This window comes from Oceaniferula flava, assembly GCF_016811075.1.
Lineage (GTDB): Bacteria > Verrucomicrobiota > Verrucomicrobiia > Verrucomicrobiales > Akkermansiaceae > Oceaniferula > Oceaniferula flava.
Genome location: NZ_JAFBGL010000001.1, coordinates 332,959 through 350,742 on the forward strand (window position 1 = coordinate 332,959; position 17,784 = coordinate 350,742).

The window sequence follows — 17,784 nt, forward strand, 5'->3', positions numbered from 1 at the left end:
GCCCCGCTGACCCTCGTCACTGGGCGACTTCCTCTAGGGCGTCTCTGGAGAGTAGTTGAACTCCTTTTGAGTCAGCGCCTTGTAGGCGAAGATCCAGAAGGCAATCAGGCCCCAGCTCAGGCCGATCATGACGCCGAGATCGACGATGCCACGCCACGGCTGCGGACAGTAATTCATCGAGCGGACCAGCAGGGCGATACCAATCGTGAGCACATAGGCCTTGATCAGCGTCTTCTTATTGGCGTGGAAATAGCCGATGCAGAACAGGGGCGCGAGGAGGCTGCGCAGGGTGTCCGGCTGATCGCGCAAGTAGCGCACCCGGGCGGCGACCCGCGGTGAGTATTTTTTCTGAAAGCCTTTGAAGCCCTCGTAATACGCCATGAAAAAGGCAAAGAGCACGAGGGCGATCCAGTGCCAAAGGTTGAACGAGATTTCAAAGGCAGACGTGACGTGATGGCTCATGCCAACGATCGCTCTGCCAAGGGTGTAAGTAATACCAATGATCCCCCAAACCACGCCAAAAATTCGCATGGGCGATACTCATCAGGGATGCCTGGATTGTAAAGCAGCGGATGCCTCTCGGTGGCGATTTTTTCCTACTGGTGCCAGTTGATCAGGCGCCGCTGCTGGGCGAGTGTGATGCCGGTGACCAGAGCGATGGCCAGGTAGTTCAGGATGACATTGATCGGAGTCGCCACGAGCACCAGCTTGCAGCCGGTGAGGTAGTCGTCGACCGTCTCTGGGTCTTGCAGCATGCGGGTGCTGACGTTATCGATGAGCATGGAGATGATCCACAACGTCCACCACAGCGGTAGCACGGCCTTGAGCGCATGGTCCTTGCCGTAGCTGGCGCTGCGGATTTGCTTCATGGCCACATAAGGTTTCCACAGCAAGAGAATGGGAATGAAGTAATAGCCGACGGACCAGGCCGGAGTAATCGTCATCCGTGGGGGATCGAGCAGCCAGGCATTCTTACACGAGCGATTGATCCAGATGGCAAAGACGATGATCAGAATGATGCTGAGCCCCATTTTCCCCCAAGCACTGTACAGCACGATGCTGTCGAGCTGTGAGCTGGTCTCGGACACCAGATAATCCGCGGATTCATACTGCCGCATGTCCATGAAGTTGATCACGCCGTCATTGAAAATGATCAGCATGGCATCCAGCACCAGCAGGGAGACCAGCAGGTTCTTCAGCGTGCCGTTCTTGCGAAACGGGCCGTAGGTGCCTGAGATGTTCTCAGGGCTGACCTGCTCGGTGGCCGCCACCGGTGGGGCGTAAATAGGATTCGGAGTATGGGCCATCGTGGCAGATGCTCGGATGTGGGCGGGCGTTTAAGCGACCGGTTTTTTATCGAGCTCAAACACCTCGTGCACCACGCGGGCGGCATCTTCGATGGCGGTCTCGTCCACGGTAACGGCAATTTTGATTTCCGAGGTGGAGATCATGCCGATGTTGATGCCGGCATCGCCGAGCGCCTGGAACATTTTCGCGGCAACACCGGAGTGGGAACGCATACCGATGCCCACGGTGCTTAGCTTCGCCAGTCCGGCTTCGGTTTCCAGCTGTGCGTCTGCGGACAGACTGTTGAGCACTGGCTGGAGAGCGGCTTGGGCACGACCGAGGTCATTGGTGTGCATGGTGAAGGAATGACGCGCCATGCCATCGCTAGCGATGTTAGAGACGATCATATCGACATTGATTTCCGCATCGGCCAGTGCGCCGAGGATCTTCGCGGAGTTCCCCGGGCGGTCTGGGATATCGGTGATGGTGACGCGGGCTTGGGAGCGCTCGATGGAGACTCCGCGGATAACTACTGCTTCCATGGCTGGGTGTTCTTCGGTGACTAGGGTTCCGGGGTTGTTGTTGAGGCTGGAGCAGACTTCGAAGACGACTCCGTATTTTTTCGCAAATTCAACAGATCGCGACTGCATGACCTTACTCCCGGAGGAGGCCATTTCCAACATTTCATCGTAGGAAATTTCAGGCAGCTTACGCGCATTTTTCACCACCCGTGGGTCACAGGTGTAGACGCCATCGACGTCGGTGAGGATCTGGCAGAGGTCGGCCTTCAGGGCCGCGGCCACGGCAATGGCGGTGAGGTCTGAACCACCGCGACCGAGGGTGTGAATCAGTCCGGTCTGGGTGACTCCTTGGAATCCGGCGACGATGATGACTTTCTGCTCGTCGAGGTAAGCTTGCAGCAGGCTCGGGTTGATATCTTCGATGCGTCCGCGGGTGTGACTGCCGGATGTGACGATGCCGGCCTGTCTGCCGGTGGCGGAAACGGCATCCACTCCCATGCCCTGAAGTGCGGTGGCGAGGAGGGCGATGGATTGTTGCTCGCCGCTGGAAAGCAGCACATCGAGCTCGCGCTCTGGCGGATTCTCGTTCAGCTGGGTGGCCATGCCGATCAGCTTGTCGGTGACGCCGCCCATGGCGGAAACCACGGCCACGACTTGATTGCCTTCGTCACGCAATTTCTTGATGCGTGAGGCAACGTTGCGGATGCGATCGAGGCTGCCAACGGAGCTGCCGCCGTATTTTTGAACGATTAATGCCATATCGGGTGCGCAATGATACTACTGTTGCGGGCGCGCAGCATAGTCAGAGGATCGAGCGGGTCAAGCACTGCGATTGTCACCTGTGGCGGGGCTTCAAGCGGACGCTGCCGATGGTTTCGCGCTTCAAGTTCTCTGCCGTTAGAACGAGGGCGGAAGAATCGGCTTTGATTTGGATCAGCGAGGCGTTGTCCAGCTTCGGCCCGCCGCCGACCACTTGGTGCATGGGGAAGTCCGCGCTGGGCGGATCGATCCGGTGGCTGTGCATGTGGCCGCTGATCACCATCTGACAGCCGGCGTCCGCCAGAGGTTTCAGCCAGAGCTTCTGTCCGAAGCCGGAGAAGTAGGCGTAGCCCTCGGGCCCCATGCCATCGTTGTGACCGGGTAACCCATGCAGGGGGATGTGGCACACGGTGATGAGGTAGGGGGCCGATTTGATTTCCGGCTGCTGTAAGGCTTTCAAAAGCCACTCCAGCTGGGCTTCTCGGTAGGGTTCATAGGCGGCCATGCCGCCCCAGACGTCGCGGGAATCCGGTTTGTCCTCACCGGTGTCGAGACCGATGATGGCCACGGGGCCAATGCGCTTGGTGAAGCAATAGCGTCCGCGAATAAAGGGTGAGGGGTTGATGCCCTCGGGATCGCCTGCGGCCATTGGCCAGGGGATCAGCGCTTCCGGCACGGTGCGGGCTGCTTCGCCCCGGGCGTCGTGGTTTCCGGGCGTGAACAGCAGGGGGCGGGTGGATGCCCAGCCTCCCGCTGTGGACGCTTCTTTTTTCTGCCCGGGAGTCAGGGCGATCCGTGCCATCTGCTCGTTGCTGCTGATGGTGTTGTAAACATCGCCATTCCAGATCAGAGCGTCGGGGTTTGCCGCGTTGATGTTCTTGGCGAGCTGGCTGATGGTCTCGCTGCGGTCGTGGGTGTCGTTGATCACCGCGAGGTGGCAGCGATCGGCATCAGCGCGAGGGAGAGTGAGTTTGCGGATTTCTCCGGCTTGGGGTTCGCCTTGCTGGATCGAGTAAGCATTTTTGTATCGCACGGCCTTGGTGACCACGCGGTAGTAGACGTCGGCTCCAGCGGGAATCCCTTCGACCCGGGCGGAGAGCGCGTAGTGACTCATCGCGGCGAGGCCGTGGTGGGCGGGGCGGGTGATGTTTCCGAGCTGTTCCGTGGTGCCCCATTCCACCCAGCCAGTGGCGGTGCCATTGACCATCCAAGCGACAGAAAAGGAGGTGGCTGTGGGGGTCTGCACCACCGGCGGGCTGACCGCGCGGATGTCTTCGAAGCGGGTTTCCGGAGCGCTGGCGGCCTGCACGCTCTGAGGGTGAATCAATGCGGGCGCCGTGCCAGCCAGTGCCATACCTCCGATAAATTTTCTACGTTTCATAAGATCTAACGATCTTATACGTAGTGGGTGCTGGCGATTAAGGGATTAATTTCCCAAAAGTGAGGAGCTTTTTCCCCACGTCGTAGACCATGATCTGCCGCAGACGGTTCTGCGGCAGCTAGTTCTTCGTCCTCCGTGTTAGAGCTGGTATGGTTTCCCTGGCAGCGGGATGATGGTTTCGCACTCGGGGAGCTTCTCCTTGAGTTGCTGGGCAAACCACTCAGTGGCAGGGAGGTCGCCATGCACGAGGATGGTTTTCTTCGGTTTCACCCGGAGGATGTAGGATAACAGATCATCGCGGGTCGCGTGGCCGGAGAAATCGAAGACTTCCATCGGGCAGTTGAACTGGATCGGATCCTGGGCGGGATCGAGGTCGATCAGGTCGCCTTGCTTCCCTGCGCGGATGTGGCCGGCGGGCGAATCTGGATCGGCGTAACCGACGAACAGCAGGGAGTTTTTCGGGTTGCTGATGAAGCCGCGGGCAAAGTTGTTGGAGACAGTTTTTTCCGTCATCATGCCGCTCGACAGGGCGTAAATGCCGCCTGGCTGGTAGACGATGGGGGCGCGTTTGCGACGGCGGCCACCGGTCTTGACCTCCATGTCCTTGAGGATGCGGAAGCCTGGTTGATTACGCGGTGTGCTGTCGGCAAATTCGTCGAAAATGATGGTCATCTTCGTGCTCAGTCCGCCGATGTAAACAGGGGCGTCGGGGATCAGTCCTTCTTGCTTGAAGCGATTGATCATGGTGAGCACCTCCTGGGTCTTGCCCATGGCGAACACTGGGACGAGCACGGAGCCGCCGCGTTTCAGGCAGTCGTTGATCGACTCGGCAAACTTCTGCTCTTCGACTTCGCGTGAGTAACTTTCACAGCGAGGCGAGGCACCACGGGTGGTCTCGATGATCAGGGTGTCGATATCCTCTTCGGGAAGATCGGCTCCGGGAATCAGGGTTTGGTCCTCGAATTGAACGTCACCGGTGTAAAAGACCCGTTTCTCGGGGGTTTCTAACATGATTCCGGACGATCCGAGAATGTGACCGGCGTCATGGAAGGAGGCGCGGACGTTGTCGCCAATCTGGAACGGGCGCTCGTAGTTGAACGTGCGCCAGCGCTTTTCGTGGTCGTCGAGTTCGCGGTGGGTGTAAAATGGATAATCGGTGATGCCGAGCTCGGTGCGCTTGCTTTCCATCACATTCACGGAGTTGTGCAGCAGGGCATCGATGAGTTTGGCGGTGGCCGGGGTCATGAAGACATCGGCGCCGGGTTGATCCCGCATTAACACAGGCAGTGAGCCCGAGTGATCGAGGTGTGAGTGGGAAACAAAGATCGAATCGATGCTGTCCGCCGGCAGCTCATGGTGGGCGGGCAGGGAGTCCAGCCCCTCTTCCTTCGGGTGCATGCCGGAGTCTAGGACGATGCGTTGACCGTCCATCTCGATGAGATACGAGTTGGCACCAATTTCGTTGCGACGGAGGAGTGAGGTAAATTGCATAGGTAAAAAAGGGGGTTATTGGCTGCTCGGCGGAGGGGGATTCTGGCAGCTCAGCCTGGCTTTGGCCTGGCCGATGAGAAAAAGGGAACCGGCGATGAGGGTGGGGGTGGTTGAGGATTGGGTGGCTTCCAGAGCAGCGTCCAAACTTTCGTGAACGGTGAAAGCGGGGCTGTCCTTCGGCAGGGCGGCCTCTAACTCCGCTGCACTGAGGCTGCGCGGTGAGTTAATCGGCGTGAGATGAATGTGTTCTGCCATGGAGCAAAGGATAGCAAGGACTTTATCGGCATTCTTTCCTTCCACGGCTCCAAAGATGAGCTGGGATTTTTGCTCGGGAAATTCGTGCTCCCAGGTGGCTAACAAAGCTTCGGCCGCGTGGGGGTTATGGGCTCCGTCGAGGATGATGGAGCTGTTGGCAATGCGCTCGAAACGCCCCGGCCAGACGACCTTGGCTAGTGCTTGTTGGACAATGTCAAAGCTGAGCGGGACCCCCACTTTCTCGGCAGCGGCGATTGCGACGGCGGCATTCATCCGCTGATGCGGTCCGGCGAGGTTGATGGTGTAGCCTGTTAGGGGCTCGGTGATGAACTCCAGCGGACTGCGGCTTTCATTGGCTTCCTGCTCGATCACGCAGTGGGCGGCGGGTTCTTGGGGGCTGCAGACGACCGGTTTGTGCGGCACAATGATGCCCGCCTTTTCTCCGGCGACGGCTTCCAAGGTCTCACCTAACCACTGGCTGTGGTCCATGGCGATGGGGGTGATCACCGCGACATCGGCCGGCACCGCCGTGGTGGCATCCAGTCGGCCACCCATGCCGGTTTCCAAAATGATCAATTCACATTTCTTCTCGCGGAAGTATCGCATCGCCACCGCCAGGGTGAGCTCGAAAAATGTGGGATGATGGTCCCACGACGAGACCAGCTCCTTGAACTCGCTGAGGTAGCGTGCCGTGATGTCCTCGGGGATGTCCAAACCGCCGACCTTGATCCGCTCGCGGTAATCGATCAGGTGAGGAGAGGTGAAGAGTCCGGTGCGAGTGCCGCAGGCGCGAGCCAGAGCATCGATGATCGAGCAGGTGGATCCTTTGCCATTGGTGCCCGCCACGTGAATCACGCGCACCCCATGCCGGGGAAAGCTGAGTGTCTCACGGAGTAAGCGGCGCGCCTGCTCCAAGCCGAGTTTAATACCGAACTGTTGGGTCGAATACAGCCATTCGATGCTCTCTTGGTAAGTCATCATGGGCGCGCTGGATGAGTGCCCGCCGTGGGATACGGGAGGCTGGGAAAAGCAGAGACCACTATGGCAGCATGTAGCCGAGCAGTTGGCCAAGTTTGTCGCGCAGCTTGTTGCGGTGCACAATGTCATCCACCAGGCCGTGTTCCACCATGAATTCGGCGGTCTGGAAGCCAGGAGGAAGGTCCTGGTGCGTGGTTTCCTTGACCACACGAGGACCGGCAAAGCCGATCATGCACTTGGGCTCGGCCAGGTTGATATCGCCGATGGTGGCAAAGGAGGCGGTGACACCACCGGTGGTGGGGTGAGTCATCAGGGAAATGTAAGGCAGGCCGGCGTCCGAGTGACGGGCCAGGGCGCCGCAAGTCTTCGCCATTTGCATCAGGGAGAGCATCCCTTCCTGCATCCGCGCACCGGAGGAGGCGGAAACGATGATAATGCCGCGTTTTTCAGCGGTTGCCAATTCCACCGCCCGGGTGATTTTTTCTCCCACCACAGAGCCCATGGAGCCGGCGAAGAATTTAAAGTCCATGACGGCGATGACGGCGCGTTTTCCTTGGATGGTAAGCGATCCTGTGACCACGGCGTCGTTGAGGTCCGTCTTTTCGCGCAGCATGGCGATCTTGTCCTCATATTTGGCGAATCCGAGTGGGTTCTTGGAAAAGAGGTCAGCATCGGTTTCTTCAAAGCTGCCTTCGTCCGCAATCAGATTGATGCGCTCACGTGAGCCAATCAGGAAGTGATGGTCACATTTCGGGCAGACCAGTAGGTTTTGCTTGAGGTCAAGCGAGTGAATCAGCTCTCCACAGTCGCTACATTTGGTCCAGAGATCATCTGGCATGGAGTCGCGTTTGCTGCCTTGGCCTCGAAGTTTTGGTTTGTTGAAGATGCCCATGTGGATTTAAATTCTAAGTTCTAAATTATAAATTCCAAGTACGGATTGCATGCAAAAGCCGCTGTCGTGGTCTTGGGATTGGATGCTTGGTCGGTGGGATGATTTTTAGTAGCTGCGTCCCCAGATGGCACGCTGGCTGGTGGCTTCGCCGGTCAGCACACAAGGGGCTTCCGGGCCGTCCTGCTGGTCGATTGGCAGGCAGCGAATGGTGATTTTGTGCTTTTTGGAAAGTTCTTCCTCCTGCTCGCGGCTGCCACACCACGGGGTGCTCAGCCAGCCTGGCATTTCCTGCGACCAATGCTTCTCGAAGGTTTCGAGATCGTTGCACTCGGAGATGTTGGAGTCTCGCAGTTCGGTGGCTTTGGCCAGCAGGTTGCTGTGGATCTCTTGCAGAATATCGGTGACGTTGCGGATGAAGTCTTCTTTCGGGACGAAGGCTTTTTCGTTAGCTGCCTGATCGCGACGCTGGAGGCAGACTTTGCCGCCTTCAAGATCGCGCGGGCCGATTTCGATACGGATTGGGGTGCCTTTTTTCACCCACTCCCACTTTTTCACGCCACCGCCGATGTCGCGTTTATCGACGTGCACCCGCAGCGGTTGGCCACCGTAGGATTTTTCGCGACGGAGGACCTCAGCGAGAGCTTCGCAGGCGTCGATGATGGCTTGTCGGCTGTCTTCCTTCGGAGTAACTGGGACGATGACAATTTGTTGGGTGGCCACGCGAGGTGGTAGCACCAGTCCGTCATCATCAGAGTGGGCCATGATTAAAGTGCCGATCAGGCGAGTGGAGACACCCCAAGAGGTGGTGTAGGCATGCTGTTGGGAGCCGTCTCTGGCGGTGAAGCTGATGTCTTGGGCTTTGGAGAAATTCTGACCGAGATAGTGTGAGGTTCCGGCCTGGATAGCTTTCAGATCTTGTACCATGGCCTCCACGGTGAGGGTCATGTCGGCGCCGGGGAAGCGTTCGGCCTCGGTTTTTTCGCCAGCGATCACAGGGATGGCAAGGTGGTCGCGCAGGAATGTTTCGTAAAGTCTGTGGATGGTGCGGGTTTCCTCGATTGCCTCTTCCTTCGTTTCATGCGCGGTGTGGCCTTCCTGCCAGAGGAATTCGGCGGTGCGCAGGAACATGCGGGGGCGCATCTCCCAACGCATCACATTCGCCCACTGGTTAATGAGCAGTGGCAGATCGCGATAGGATTCCACCCAACGTGAGAAAGCCGCGCCGATGATGGTCTCGGAGGTGGGGCGAATGACGTAGGGCTCGGTGAGTTCGCCCGTGGGGATCATTTTGACCGAGCCGTCTTCTTGTTTGGCGGTTTCCAGTCGGTGATGGGTCACCACGGCACACTCGGTGGCAAATCCTTCGGCGTGGCCGGCTTCCTTTTCCAGATAGGAAAGGGGGATCAGCAAGGGGAAGTATGCGTTCTGGTGACCGGTGGCCTTGAACTGCGCATCGAGCTGCTGCTGGATCAGCTCCCAGATACCGTATCCCCAGGGTTTGATTACCATGCATCCACGGGTCTCCGAGTTCTCCGCGAGGTCTGCGGCCCGGACCACCTGTTGATACCACTCAGGGAAGTCAGCTTCCCGTGTGGGCTGGATGGCAGTTTTGTTCTTGGCGGATGATTTGGAAGATTGTGGCTTGGCCATGGCGGGGATAGAAAAACCACAGCCGTCGCCAATTCACAAGCGCGATGTGCGTGCTAACAACGAATCTCTGCTTGCCGTGTAAGCTGCTCTCCGGACGAATTGTGTCATATCTGCCTCACGATGAATTCACAATGGATACACGAAAAAAAATCGCAAATCTTTCACCCTTTATTCTGGCCAAACCTCAGTTCCGTTTCATAGCCTAATCGAAAGCTAGATCATTATGAAACATTCAAACCGAAACCATCTGTTGTCCGCCCTTGTGTTAGGCGTCATGTCCATGGCCAGCCCACTTATGGCCCAGGCCGGGAAAGTGACCGTCGATAAGCCGTCTTTTGACGATCTGCCATCACCTGACGTAGGAGGTAATACAGGAAAGAAAAACTTCAAGCCGAAGGATTGGTTAGAAGTGGAGGTCAAGTTTAAGATTGAGATGCCCTCTTCTTACAAGTCCAACTTCGTCGACCGTGTGACCGTGAAATGGTATGTCGCCATTGATGATCCATCAGGTGGGCGGAAGGCTGTTTACATGGAGAAGGAAATTAATCATGTGAACGTGCCAGTGGGTGAAGAGGTTTACTCATCCGTTTATCTTTCTCCCGCAGCTGTTCGTCGCATCAGCGGACGCGAGAGTGCCGGGAAACGCATCGTCAAATCTGTCGGTGGCGAAGTTCTTGTCAATGGTCAGGCTGCTGTGAATCGCGGTGGTGGCTTTTTCTCCTCCACCGGTAAGCCCGGCTGGTGGACCCAAATTTCTCGTTACGATAAAATTCCACTTCGTCACAAGAATGAGACTCCGTTCGAGTTCCTGTGGTGGGATCGCTATGCTGAAATTGAAGAACGCCGCTAGTATCACACGGAACAACATACCACTTACACAAACACCCCCTCCTTTTTTTAAATCACTAAATTTTCATAACCAGCACATAACATGGCAGAAGCACAGGCTACCGTTGCACTGAATATTGGATCTCAGCGCATCTCCATGGGGGTTTTCGAGCCCTCGAAGAATGGGGGACTTATCCTCAAGAAATACGAATCATCATCCATCCTCGCCGATCCGGCCGCCGAAATGGCGCGCTTGCCCCAGATTCGGGTGGCAATCTCGGAATTGGCAGACACTCTGAAAGTCGGCAAGTCGAAGTTGCGCTACGCAATTTCCGGCCAGTCGGTTTTCACCCGTTTCATTAAGTTGCCTCCAATCGAGGACGACAACATCGAGCAGTTGGTGGCCTTTGAGGCCCAGCAGCACGTTCCGTTCCCCATCGATGAGGTGATCTGGGACTGGCAGCTTCTCGAGAGTGGCGCTGGCGAAAAAGAGGTCGCTCTGGTGGCCATCAAGGGCGATGCGCTCAACGACATGAACGATATCGTGATGGAGTCTGGACTCGGCACTGCTGAGGTCGACGCCTCACCGATGGCTCTCTACAATGCTCTGCGTTACAACTACCCGGAACTGGAAGAGACAACTCTGCTGATCGATATCGGAGCGAAGACTTGCAACCTGATTTACCTGGAAGGAAACCGGATGTTTACCCGCAGCGTGGCTGTTGGTGGCGCTTCCGTAACCACCGCCATCGCCAAGGAATACGGCGTGAGTTTCGCTGAGGCGGAATCACAGAAGTGTTCTAACGGTATGGTTGCTCTGAACACGGCGCACACATCCGAGCTGGACGAAGCCACGGCGGCTCTGGCCACCGTGATCCGCAATGCCCTCGGTAAGCTGCCTGCAGAGATTGCCCGCACGACCAACTACTTCCGCAGTCAACACGGCGGTAGCGCACCCAAGCGAGTGATGCTCGCCGGCGGTGGAGCCAACCTCCCGCACGTTGCCGATTTCTTCCAAGAGAAACTTCGTCTCCCTGTCGAATTCTTCAACCCGCTGAAACGTATTTCCGTGGGCAAGGGCGTCGACGTCGACCGCATCGCTGCCGAGGCTCACTTGCTCGGCGAGCTGGTTGGTCTGGGACTGCGCGGAATCGATCAAGCCGCTCTCGAAATTGATCTTGTTCCTGATGTTGTTTCCCGCGAACGCGACACCGAGCGTCGCAAGCCAATTTTGATTGGTGCCTCCGCGGTGCTGCTCCTGGGTCTGGCTGCATGGGCAGGCTTCAATGTTTGGAAAAACGGTCGCATGGGCGAGGAGGAAAAAGCCTTGCAAGCCAAGGTGGCCGATCTCGAAAGCTATGCCGCGCCACTGAAAAAGCTGTCCAAGCGTGAAGAGAACTTGAATGTCCTCAGCGAGCGCCTGGTGAATGCCCAGAACGCCCGCGTCCTCTGGGTGGATATCTGGGATGACCTCGCTCATCACTTCACCAGTGATACGGTTTGGCTGGCTGACCTTGATCCTGTGGTGGGTTATTCCGCCAACGGTGAAGGTGCTGCTGATAATGCCCAGTCGGTGATCGTCAGTGATTTCACTCAGACCGTTTATGGTCAGAGTTCTTTGACCAAGCTGAAGGTGGCACCTCCTGCGCCAACAAGCCGCAAGAAAAGCAAACGTGCTGCTCCGCCAGCCCCGCCGGCGCCAATGGTGAATGCCATTCGGATTAAAGGCTTCTGGCGTGGTAAAGGCGGTTATAACGAGGTTTATAAACTTCTCGATCGTCTTCGTGCCGATAGCAAATTCTTCGAGGTTCAGCCGACTGAAAAGCTCGGCCTGACACTGCCAACCAGTTTGGCCGAAGGTAGCTACGCCGCACCTTTCGAGGTGACCTTGGTTCTGAAGCGACCTATCCCAGCCCCCACGCCTCCTAAATCCCAATAAGGCAAAATCGATTTGAGCAGGTGGCCTGTAAGGGTCACCACCACTACACTATTTAATAATTACACTACACAAGAAGACTACACGACCATGAGTTGGATTCAGGAAAACAAATTTGTCGCCGGATTGATTGGCGTCACTGCCGTCGTTGGCGGAGGAATTCTCTTTTTCGGTAATTCCCAAGGGAATGCCTATGAAGAGAAGATGGAAAGCTTTGAGACGCTGAAGGGTAAATACTCGACTTTGGAAAAGTCGACACCTTATCCCAATGCTGAGAACCGCAAAGCCAAGGAGGAGGCGATGGCTACTTATCACCAAGCGATCAATGAGGTTCGCAAGGGGCTTAACAGCTATCGTCCGGAAAAATTGGAAACGCTCTCGCCCGAGCAGTTCAGTGACCTCCGTGTCGATATTAGCAAAAGCCTGCGAGCTAAGTTTGAGGAAGCTGGCACTACGCTGCCCGAGGAGACCGAGTTCGGATTTGAAAAATACGCCAAGAGCGCTATCAAGTCCGCAGCCACTCCGAAGTTGAACTATCAGCTCGGCGCCACCCAGTGGTTGCTTAGCAAGCTGGCCGAAACCAAGCCTGATGCGCTGGTAAATATCGTTCGCACACCATTGCCGATTGAAACCGGTAAGCCGGCCGCCGCTCCCGCACCACGAGGTCGAAATAATCGCGCCGGTCGTGCCAATGCCAACCGCAAGGGGGCACAAGGTGCCGCTCCAGATGGCCCTTACCAGCTGATGCCGATGGAACTCACTTTCACAGCTGATGAAGCTGCTGTTCGTGATTTTCTCAAGGAAATGGTAGGTTCTGATAAGTATTTCTTCGCCATCCGCAGCTTGCGTGTGCGCAATGAAAAGCAGACTGCCCCATCCGAGGCTGACGCGAATTTTCCAGCCCCAGCTGCAGCACCTGCTGCGGGTGATCCATTTGCCGGTTTCCCTGGTCTTGGTGACTCGGCGAACACCGGTGAAGGTGATGTCGCGGCTGGCGCTGATGATGCCGGCGCTGCACCAGCACCTGCTGCCAACAGTGGAGAGCAGATCCTGAAGCAGGTCTTGGGTGATGAAAGCCTTAACGTGCACATCGTTTTCGATATCGTGCTGCTGAAGCCCGTCAGTGAGCAAGCAGCTGAAACCGCAGCCAACTAATCAATCATCACCGATTATTTAGTCTAAACACCTTATACTATCACATTACCTATGTCCTGGATTTCAGAAAATTACGAAAAGGCTGCCATCGGCGGAGCGGCAGTTGTCGCCCTTGCTTTCGGTGCCGTCATTCTTAAAAACAAAGGAGCAATTGATGAAGCAATTGTTCTTCCATCCGTAACGCCCAATAACGATGTGTCCGTTCCGGGCTCACTCGCTATCGAGCATGCACAGAGATCGCTCTCCGAGGTTCATGAGATTGCCGTTGGTGATCTCGATGGCCGCAAGGTCGATCTGTTCACCGGCGTGCCGCTTTTCTCCAAGAAAGACGACCCCAAGAACCCCGTCGATCTGTTGAAGAGTTCGCCCGTGCATGCAGGCATTCCCAATACCTGGTGGATCGAGGAAAATATCGATCCTGGTTACGCAGACTCTCCTGAGCGCGATCCTGATGAGGACGGTTTCACCAACCGCGAGGAATACACGGCCGAGACTGACCCGAACGATCCAGCCAAGCATCCCAACCCCATCGCCAAGCTGAATGCTGTGGGAATCGAAACCACCGAAGTTCACCTGAAAGCCAGCGATTTTGGTGGTGGTCAGTTCACCTTCAAGTTGCAAACCAAGCTTGAGCGTCGTGTAAACAAGATGCCAGCCGAGCCCATCAAAGAGGGAACGGATATCGTCTTCGAAAAAGAACTGATGAAGAACCGGTTCAAGTTCGTTCGTCTCGAGAAGAAGCAAGTCAAGAAAGGTGGGATCACTACCGAAGAACGCTTCTGGATCATCGAGGATAAGCAGTCTAACAAAAAGGGCGTCACCTATGAGATCGATCGTCAAGGTAACCCTGGCATTTTCGACAGCACAGTCGAGTTCCAACTCAATGCTCTTGGCCAAGAAGGTGAGACATTCAAAGTGCCTGAAATGACCCGCTTCTCGCTGCCATTCGATGCCAACGCCACAGAAAAACCTTATCTGTTGAAGAGTGTCGATCGCATCAATAACAAGGTCGAAATCGAATATACCGACAAAGAGGGGAACACCAAAACACAGGTCCTCGACATCAAAAAATAACCCATTAACCAACAACTTGATCACTCGTGAGTATTGACGAACGAGATGGATTGAAAATAATCAAAAAATACGCTTCACAAACCTAGGTCAAGAAGTCAGAAACTATACACATCTATTATGGAAACCACACCTACGCACCAACCTACACACACTACTCTCCTCGCGGGGAATAGTGATCGTGGCCACTCCGTGCTTCGGCACGTGAGCCGTAAGGCGGCGATCCTGATGGCCGTTGCTGCCGCTATGCCTGTTGCTATTGAAGTAGCACATGCACAGTCCAGCATCGCCTCCGGTGAAATCGCACGTCGCTCGCAGCTCGTTGTCGAGGCTGATAAAGCGCTCCTTTTGGGACGCAAAGCCTACGCAGAAAACGACTATGAGGAAGCTGTTAAACAGTATCAACAAGCTGTTAGCTTGCTGCCTCCTGGTCCAGCACTTGCTGACCGCCGCCACTCCTACACCGGTCACTTGGGCGATGCTACTGTAGCACTTGCTCAGAAATACCGCCGCGTGGGTAAATACAACGAGGCTCGCACCATGCTTGAAGGTGTCCTCGCCAAGGATCCTGCGAACTTCGCTGCCAAGAAGCAGCTGGAGTATCTTGACGATCCTATCCGCACCAACCCAGCTCTTGACTACCAGCACACGCAAAACGTCGATCGCGTGCGCAAGGCTCTCTACATGGGTGAAGGATACTTCAACCTCGGCAACTTCGATGCTGCAGAAAACGAATTCAAAAAGGTTCTGCAAGTTGACAAATACAACACAGCCGCACGTCGCTGGCTTGAGAAGATTGCTTCTAAAAAGTCTGACTACTATCGCTCAGCTTACGACCACACCCGCGCTCAGTTGCTTTCCGAAGTGGACCGCGCTTGGGAAATGGCCGTTCCTCCAGAGCTTCCTACTGCTCGTCCTGATGAAACACCAGAGGGCCCTGCTTACGGAGTTCAGTATATCAAGCAAAAGCTCAACAACATCATCATTCCCGTTGTCGATTTTGATAACACCACTGTTGAAGAAGCATTGGATTTCCTTCGCCTCCGTGCTCGTGAGCTCGATCCAGAGCCCGATGAAGGACGAAAAGGAATCAACTTCATCGTTCGCAAGCCTCGCACCGATGGTGCAGCTGCTGGCGGAGAAGCTGACCTCGCTGCTGACGCAGGAGCCGCTGCTCCTAACCCAGCCAACCTGCGCATCAAAGAGCTGAAGCTTCGCCAAGTTCCACTCGGCACCGTGCTTCAGTATATCTGTGACGCAACTCGCCTTCGCTACAAGCTGGACGAACACTCCGTTGTGCTTCTTCCTCTTGACGCACTTGAGGTTTCCGATCTCTACACCCGTTCATTCACTGTTCCACCAGATTTCATCTCCAAACTTTCTGGTGCTGAAGGTGGCGGCGACGGTGGAGCTGATCCCGATCCATTCGGTGGCGGAGCTGACACAGGTGGCGGCGATGCTCTCAAAGCACGTGCCGGCGCCAAGGAGCTTCTCCTTCGTAACGGTGTGAGCTTCCCGGACAATGCCTTTGCGAACCACATCGCAGCGACATCCACTCTGCTGGTTCACAACACCCTGGGTAACCTCGACATCATCGAGCAGATCATCAACAACATGCGTCAAGGCGGTCCTCGTCAGGTGCGCATCATGACCAAGTTCATCGAAGTCTCCCAAGAGAACAGTGATGAACTCGGATTTGATTGGATTCTCAACCCTGTCAGCCTCAACGGTAGCAGCAGCTTCCTGAGTGGTGGTAGCACCGGCAACGGTTCAGCGCGTTCCATCGCAGACTTGGGTGATCCTTCGATCCTCGGCACTGGCGCAACTTCCGTTTCCAATATCGCCACCTCCGGTCTTCGTAGTGGTGATTACGCAACAACTCGTAACAGCATCGACTCGATTCTGAACAACCCTGACCGCACAGCTCAGACAAGCAGTGTGGCTCCTGGTATCCTTTCCTTCACTGGTCTGTTCACAGACGGTGAGGTGCAAATGATCATGCGCGGATTGGCTCAGAAGAAGGGCACTGATGTGATGACCGCTCCAAGTGTTCTCGCCCGTAGTGGTGAGAAAGCGACTATTGAGGTCATTCGCGAGTTTATCTACCCAACTGAGTATGAACCACCAGAACTTCCTAACTCCGTGGGGGTGGGCACTGGCGATTCTGACACTGGCACCAGTGCAGCAATCTTCCCAGTGACTCCAGCAACGCCTACTGCGTTCGAAACACGGAACACAGGTGTAACTCTTGAAATCGAGCCAACCATCGGTGAAAACAACTACACCATCGACCTCCGCTTTGCTCCTGAGCTGGTTGAGTTCGAAGGCTTCATCAACTACGGTAGCCCAATTCAGAGCCCATCCACAGATGCTCTCGGTAACCCGATCTCAATCACCATCACAGAAAACCGCATCGAGATGCCAGTCTTCTCAACCCGCCGCGTGACAACTGCGCTGACCATCTATGATGGTTACACCGTTGCCGTTGGTGGTCTGATGAGTGAAGATGTGCAAAACGTGCAGGACAAGGTGCCAATACTTGGTGACCTTCCAATCATCGGACGCCTCTTCCAGAGCAAGTCCGAAAGCCGCATCAAGAGTAACCTGATCATCTTCGTGACTGCTCAGATTATCGATGCTGCTGGTTCTCCGATCAACAACACTGCTGCACCATCTGCAGCTGGCACCGGAGGAGCTGCTGGAGCACCAGCTGATGGCCCAGGTCTTCTGCCTACGCCTTAAGTTGGAACACTAGCAACCAATCATTCAACCCTGACCGTGGTGACGCGGTCAGGGCTTTTGTTTTTTTGTGTATGTGGTTTTCGAATCGGCACGGTGCCGGTTTCTTCTCGGCTTGCCCCTTGGCGCTTGCTTGGCTAGGTTTTTTCATCAGTCGCAGGTGGCTGTTGAATTTTATGACGAACTCGCAATTAACGATCCTTGGGCTCAGTGGGGGAATTGCCACAGGGAAGTCGACCTGTGCCAAGGTTCTATTGGATCTTTTGCCAGAGACCGTCCTTTTTGATGCCGATGCCTGTGTTCGCGATCTCTATCAGCGTGATACTGTGCTTCGGGCTTTAGCCGCTCACTTTGGTGACGGCCTATTTAGCGATGGTGGAGAAATCAACAAAGGGCTGTTGCGTGAGCGGGCGTTTTCAAATCCAGCCGACAAGCAATTTCTGGAAGATCTCTTTCATCCCTTGGTGCGTCAGGAATGTCTTGCATTGCTGGCTCAAACGGTTAAAAACAGTCAGTCTCGCCTGTTCGTTGCGGATGTCCCTCTCCTGTTTGAGAACGGATTTGATTTTGGTCAGTCGACCAATTTGCTGGTAGCTACCAGTAGAAATACTCAAGTCAATCGACTGAGGCAACGGAACAATTGGGATGCCAACACGGTGCAATCTGTGCTCTCATCGCAGATGCCTATCGAGTCCAAGTTTGCCTTGGCCGATGTGGTGATCTGGAATGAGGGGCCGGTTAAAACACTGCGCAGCCAATGCCGCCGTTACCTCAATTCCCTCAATTTGAATCTTTAAGGTTCATTATTGAGCCAGCCATCCGGCGCGTCGAACCATAGCTC

Annotated in this window: 14 protein-coding genes; 6 read left to right on the plus strand and 8 right to left on the minus strand. The window is 55.6% G+C overall.

Annotated features, from left to right (window positions below; all coding sequences use genetic code 11):
• Positions 1–33: 33 nt before the first annotated feature.
• The 8 genes from JO972_RS01445 to proS form a co-directional block, all read right to left on the minus strand.
• Positions 34–531 (minus strand): hypothetical protein, encoded by a 498-nt coding sequence (locus JO972_RS01445; protein WP_309488207.1) that lies wholly within the window; start codon positions 529–531, stop codon positions 34–36.
• 65 nt (positions 532–596) lie between these two features.
• Positions 597–1,307 carry a DUF4328 domain-containing protein gene (locus tag JO972_RS01450; RefSeq protein WP_309488208.1) on the minus strand — a complete coding sequence of 237 codons (711 nt, stop codon included), beginning with the start codon at positions 1,305–1,307 and terminating at the stop codon, positions 597–599.
• 30 nt (positions 1,308–1,337) lie between these two features.
• Positions 1,338–2,567 carry an aspartate kinase gene (locus tag JO972_RS01455; RefSeq protein ID WP_309488209.1) on the minus strand — a complete coding sequence of 410 codons (1,230 nt, stop codon included), beginning with the start codon at positions 2,565–2,567 and terminating at the stop codon, positions 1,338–1,340.
• A gap of 76 nt (positions 2,568–2,643) precedes the next feature.
• Entirely contained in the window at positions 2,644–3,948 is a 1,305-nt protein-coding gene (locus JO972_RS01460) for a metallophosphoesterase family protein (RefSeq protein ID WP_309488210.1), read from the minus strand.
• A 138-nt stretch (positions 3,949–4,086) separates the two neighbouring features.
• Positions 4,087–5,439: an MBL fold metallo-hydrolase gene (locus tag JO972_RS01465; RefSeq protein WP_309488211.1), complete on the minus strand. Its 1,353-nt coding sequence runs from the start codon at positions 5,437–5,439 to the stop codon at positions 4,087–4,089.
• Positions 5,440–5,454: 15 nt separating this feature from the next.
• Positions 5,455–6,675, minus strand: a complete 1,221-nt coding sequence (locus tag JO972_RS01470) for a bifunctional folylpolyglutamate synthase/dihydrofolate synthase (protein WP_309488212.1) — start codon at positions 6,673–6,675, stop codon at positions 5,455–5,457.
• A gap of 58 nt (positions 6,676–6,733) precedes the next feature.
• Positions 6,734–7,564, minus strand: coding sequence for an acetyl-CoA carboxylase, carboxyltransferase subunit beta (accD, locus tag JO972_RS01475; RefSeq protein WP_309488213.1), 831 nt, complete (start codon positions 7,562–7,564; stop codon positions 6,734–6,736).
• A gap of 105 nt (positions 7,565–7,669) precedes the next feature.
• Entirely contained in the window at positions 7,670–9,214 is a 1,545-nt protein-coding gene (proS, locus tag JO972_RS01480) for a proline--tRNA ligase (RefSeq protein WP_309488214.1), read from the minus strand.
• 223 nt (positions 9,215–9,437) lie between these two features.
• On the opposite strand from proS, the gene JO972_RS01485 reads away from it, so the two are divergent.
• From JO972_RS01485 to coaE, 6 genes are all read left to right on the plus strand, one after another.
• Complete coding sequence (locus JO972_RS01485; RefSeq protein WP_309488215.1) at positions 9,438–10,064, plus strand: Amuc_1102 family pilus-like protein; 627 nt, start codon at positions 9,438–9,440, stop codon at positions 10,062–10,064.
• An 81-nt stretch (positions 10,065–10,145) separates the two neighbouring features.
• Positions 10,146–11,981: an Amuc_1101 family PilM-like pilus complex protein gene (gene mul2B, locus JO972_RS01490; RefSeq protein ID WP_309488216.1), complete on the plus strand. Its 1,836-nt coding sequence runs from the start codon at positions 10,146–10,148 to the stop codon at positions 11,979–11,981.
• A gap of 87 nt (positions 11,982–12,068) precedes the next feature.
• Positions 12,069–13,133, plus strand: a complete 1,065-nt coding sequence (locus JO972_RS01495; protein WP_309488217.1) for an Amuc_1100 family pilus-like protein — start codon at positions 12,069–12,071, stop codon at positions 13,131–13,133.
• Positions 13,134–13,184: 51 nt separating this feature from the next.
• Positions 13,185–14,207: an Amuc_1099 family pilus-like system protein gene (locus JO972_RS01500; RefSeq protein WP_309488218.1), complete on the plus strand. Its 1,023-nt coding sequence runs from the start codon at positions 13,185–13,187 to the stop codon at positions 14,205–14,207.
• A gap of 117 nt (positions 14,208–14,324) precedes the next feature.
• On the plus strand, positions 14,325–16,946 hold the full coding sequence (locus JO972_RS01505; protein ID WP_309488219.1) for an Amuc_1098 family type IV pilus outer membrane protein: 2,622 nt from the start codon (positions 14,325–14,327) through the stop codon (positions 16,944–16,946).
• Positions 16,947–17,119: 173 nt separating this feature from the next.
• On the plus strand, positions 17,120–17,740 hold the full coding sequence (coaE, locus tag JO972_RS01510) for a dephospho-CoA kinase (protein WP_309488220.1): 621 nt from the start codon (positions 17,120–17,122) through the stop codon (positions 17,738–17,740).
• Positions 17,741–17,784: the final 44 nt, after the last annotated feature.

Excerpts from the sequence above, each read along its gene's own strand:
- JO972_RS01460 (WP_309488210.1), bottom strand. The coding sequence starts at position 3,948 with ATGAAACGTAGAAAATTTATCGGAGGTATGGCACTGGCTGGCACGGCG.
- JO972_RS01450 (WP_309488208.1), bottom strand. The coding sequence starts at position 1,307 with ATGGCCCATACTCCGAATCCTATTTACGCCCCACCGGTGGCGGCCACC.
- JO972_RS01455 (WP_309488209.1), bottom strand. The coding sequence starts at position 2,567 with ATGGCATTAATCGTTCAAAAATACGGCGGCAGCTCCGTTGGCAGCCTC.
- mul2B (WP_309488216.1), top strand. The coding sequence starts at position 10,146 with ATGGCAGAAGCACAGGCTACCGTTGCACTGAATATTGGATCTCAGCGC.
- JO972_RS01505 (WP_309488219.1), top strand. The coding sequence starts at position 14,325 with ATGGAAACCACACCTACGCACCAACCTACACACACTACTCTCCTCGCG.
- proS (WP_309488214.1), bottom strand. The coding sequence starts at position 9,214 with ATGGCCAAGCCACAATCTTCCAAATCATCCGCCAAGAACAAAACTGCC.
- JO972_RS01470 (WP_309488212.1), bottom strand. The coding sequence starts at position 6,675 with ATGATGACTTACCAAGAGAGCATCGAATGGCTGTATTCGACCCAACAG.
- coaE (WP_309488220.1), top strand. The coding sequence starts at position 17,120 with ATGACGAACTCGCAATTAACGATCCTTGGGCTCAGTGGGGGAATTGCC.
- accD (WP_309488213.1), bottom strand. The coding sequence starts at position 7,564 with ATGGGCATCTTCAACAAACCAAAACTTCGAGGCCAAGGCAGCAAACGC.
- JO972_RS01485 (WP_309488215.1), top strand. The coding sequence starts at position 9,438 with ATGAAACATTCAAACCGAAACCATCTGTTGTCCGCCCTTGTGTTAGGC.
- JO972_RS01445 (WP_309488207.1), bottom strand. The coding sequence starts at position 531 with ATGCGAATTTTTGGCGTGGTTTGGGGGATCATTGGTATTACTTACACC.
- JO972_RS01465 (WP_309488211.1), bottom strand. The coding sequence starts at position 5,439 with ATGCAATTTACCTCACTCCTCCGTCGCAACGAAATTGGTGCCAACTCG.
- JO972_RS01500 (WP_309488218.1), top strand. The coding sequence starts at position 13,185 with ATGTCCTGGATTTCAGAAAATTACGAAAAGGCTGCCATCGGCGGAGCG.
- JO972_RS01495 (WP_309488217.1), top strand. The coding sequence starts at position 12,069 with ATGAGTTGGATTCAGGAAAACAAATTTGTCGCCGGATTGATTGGCGTC.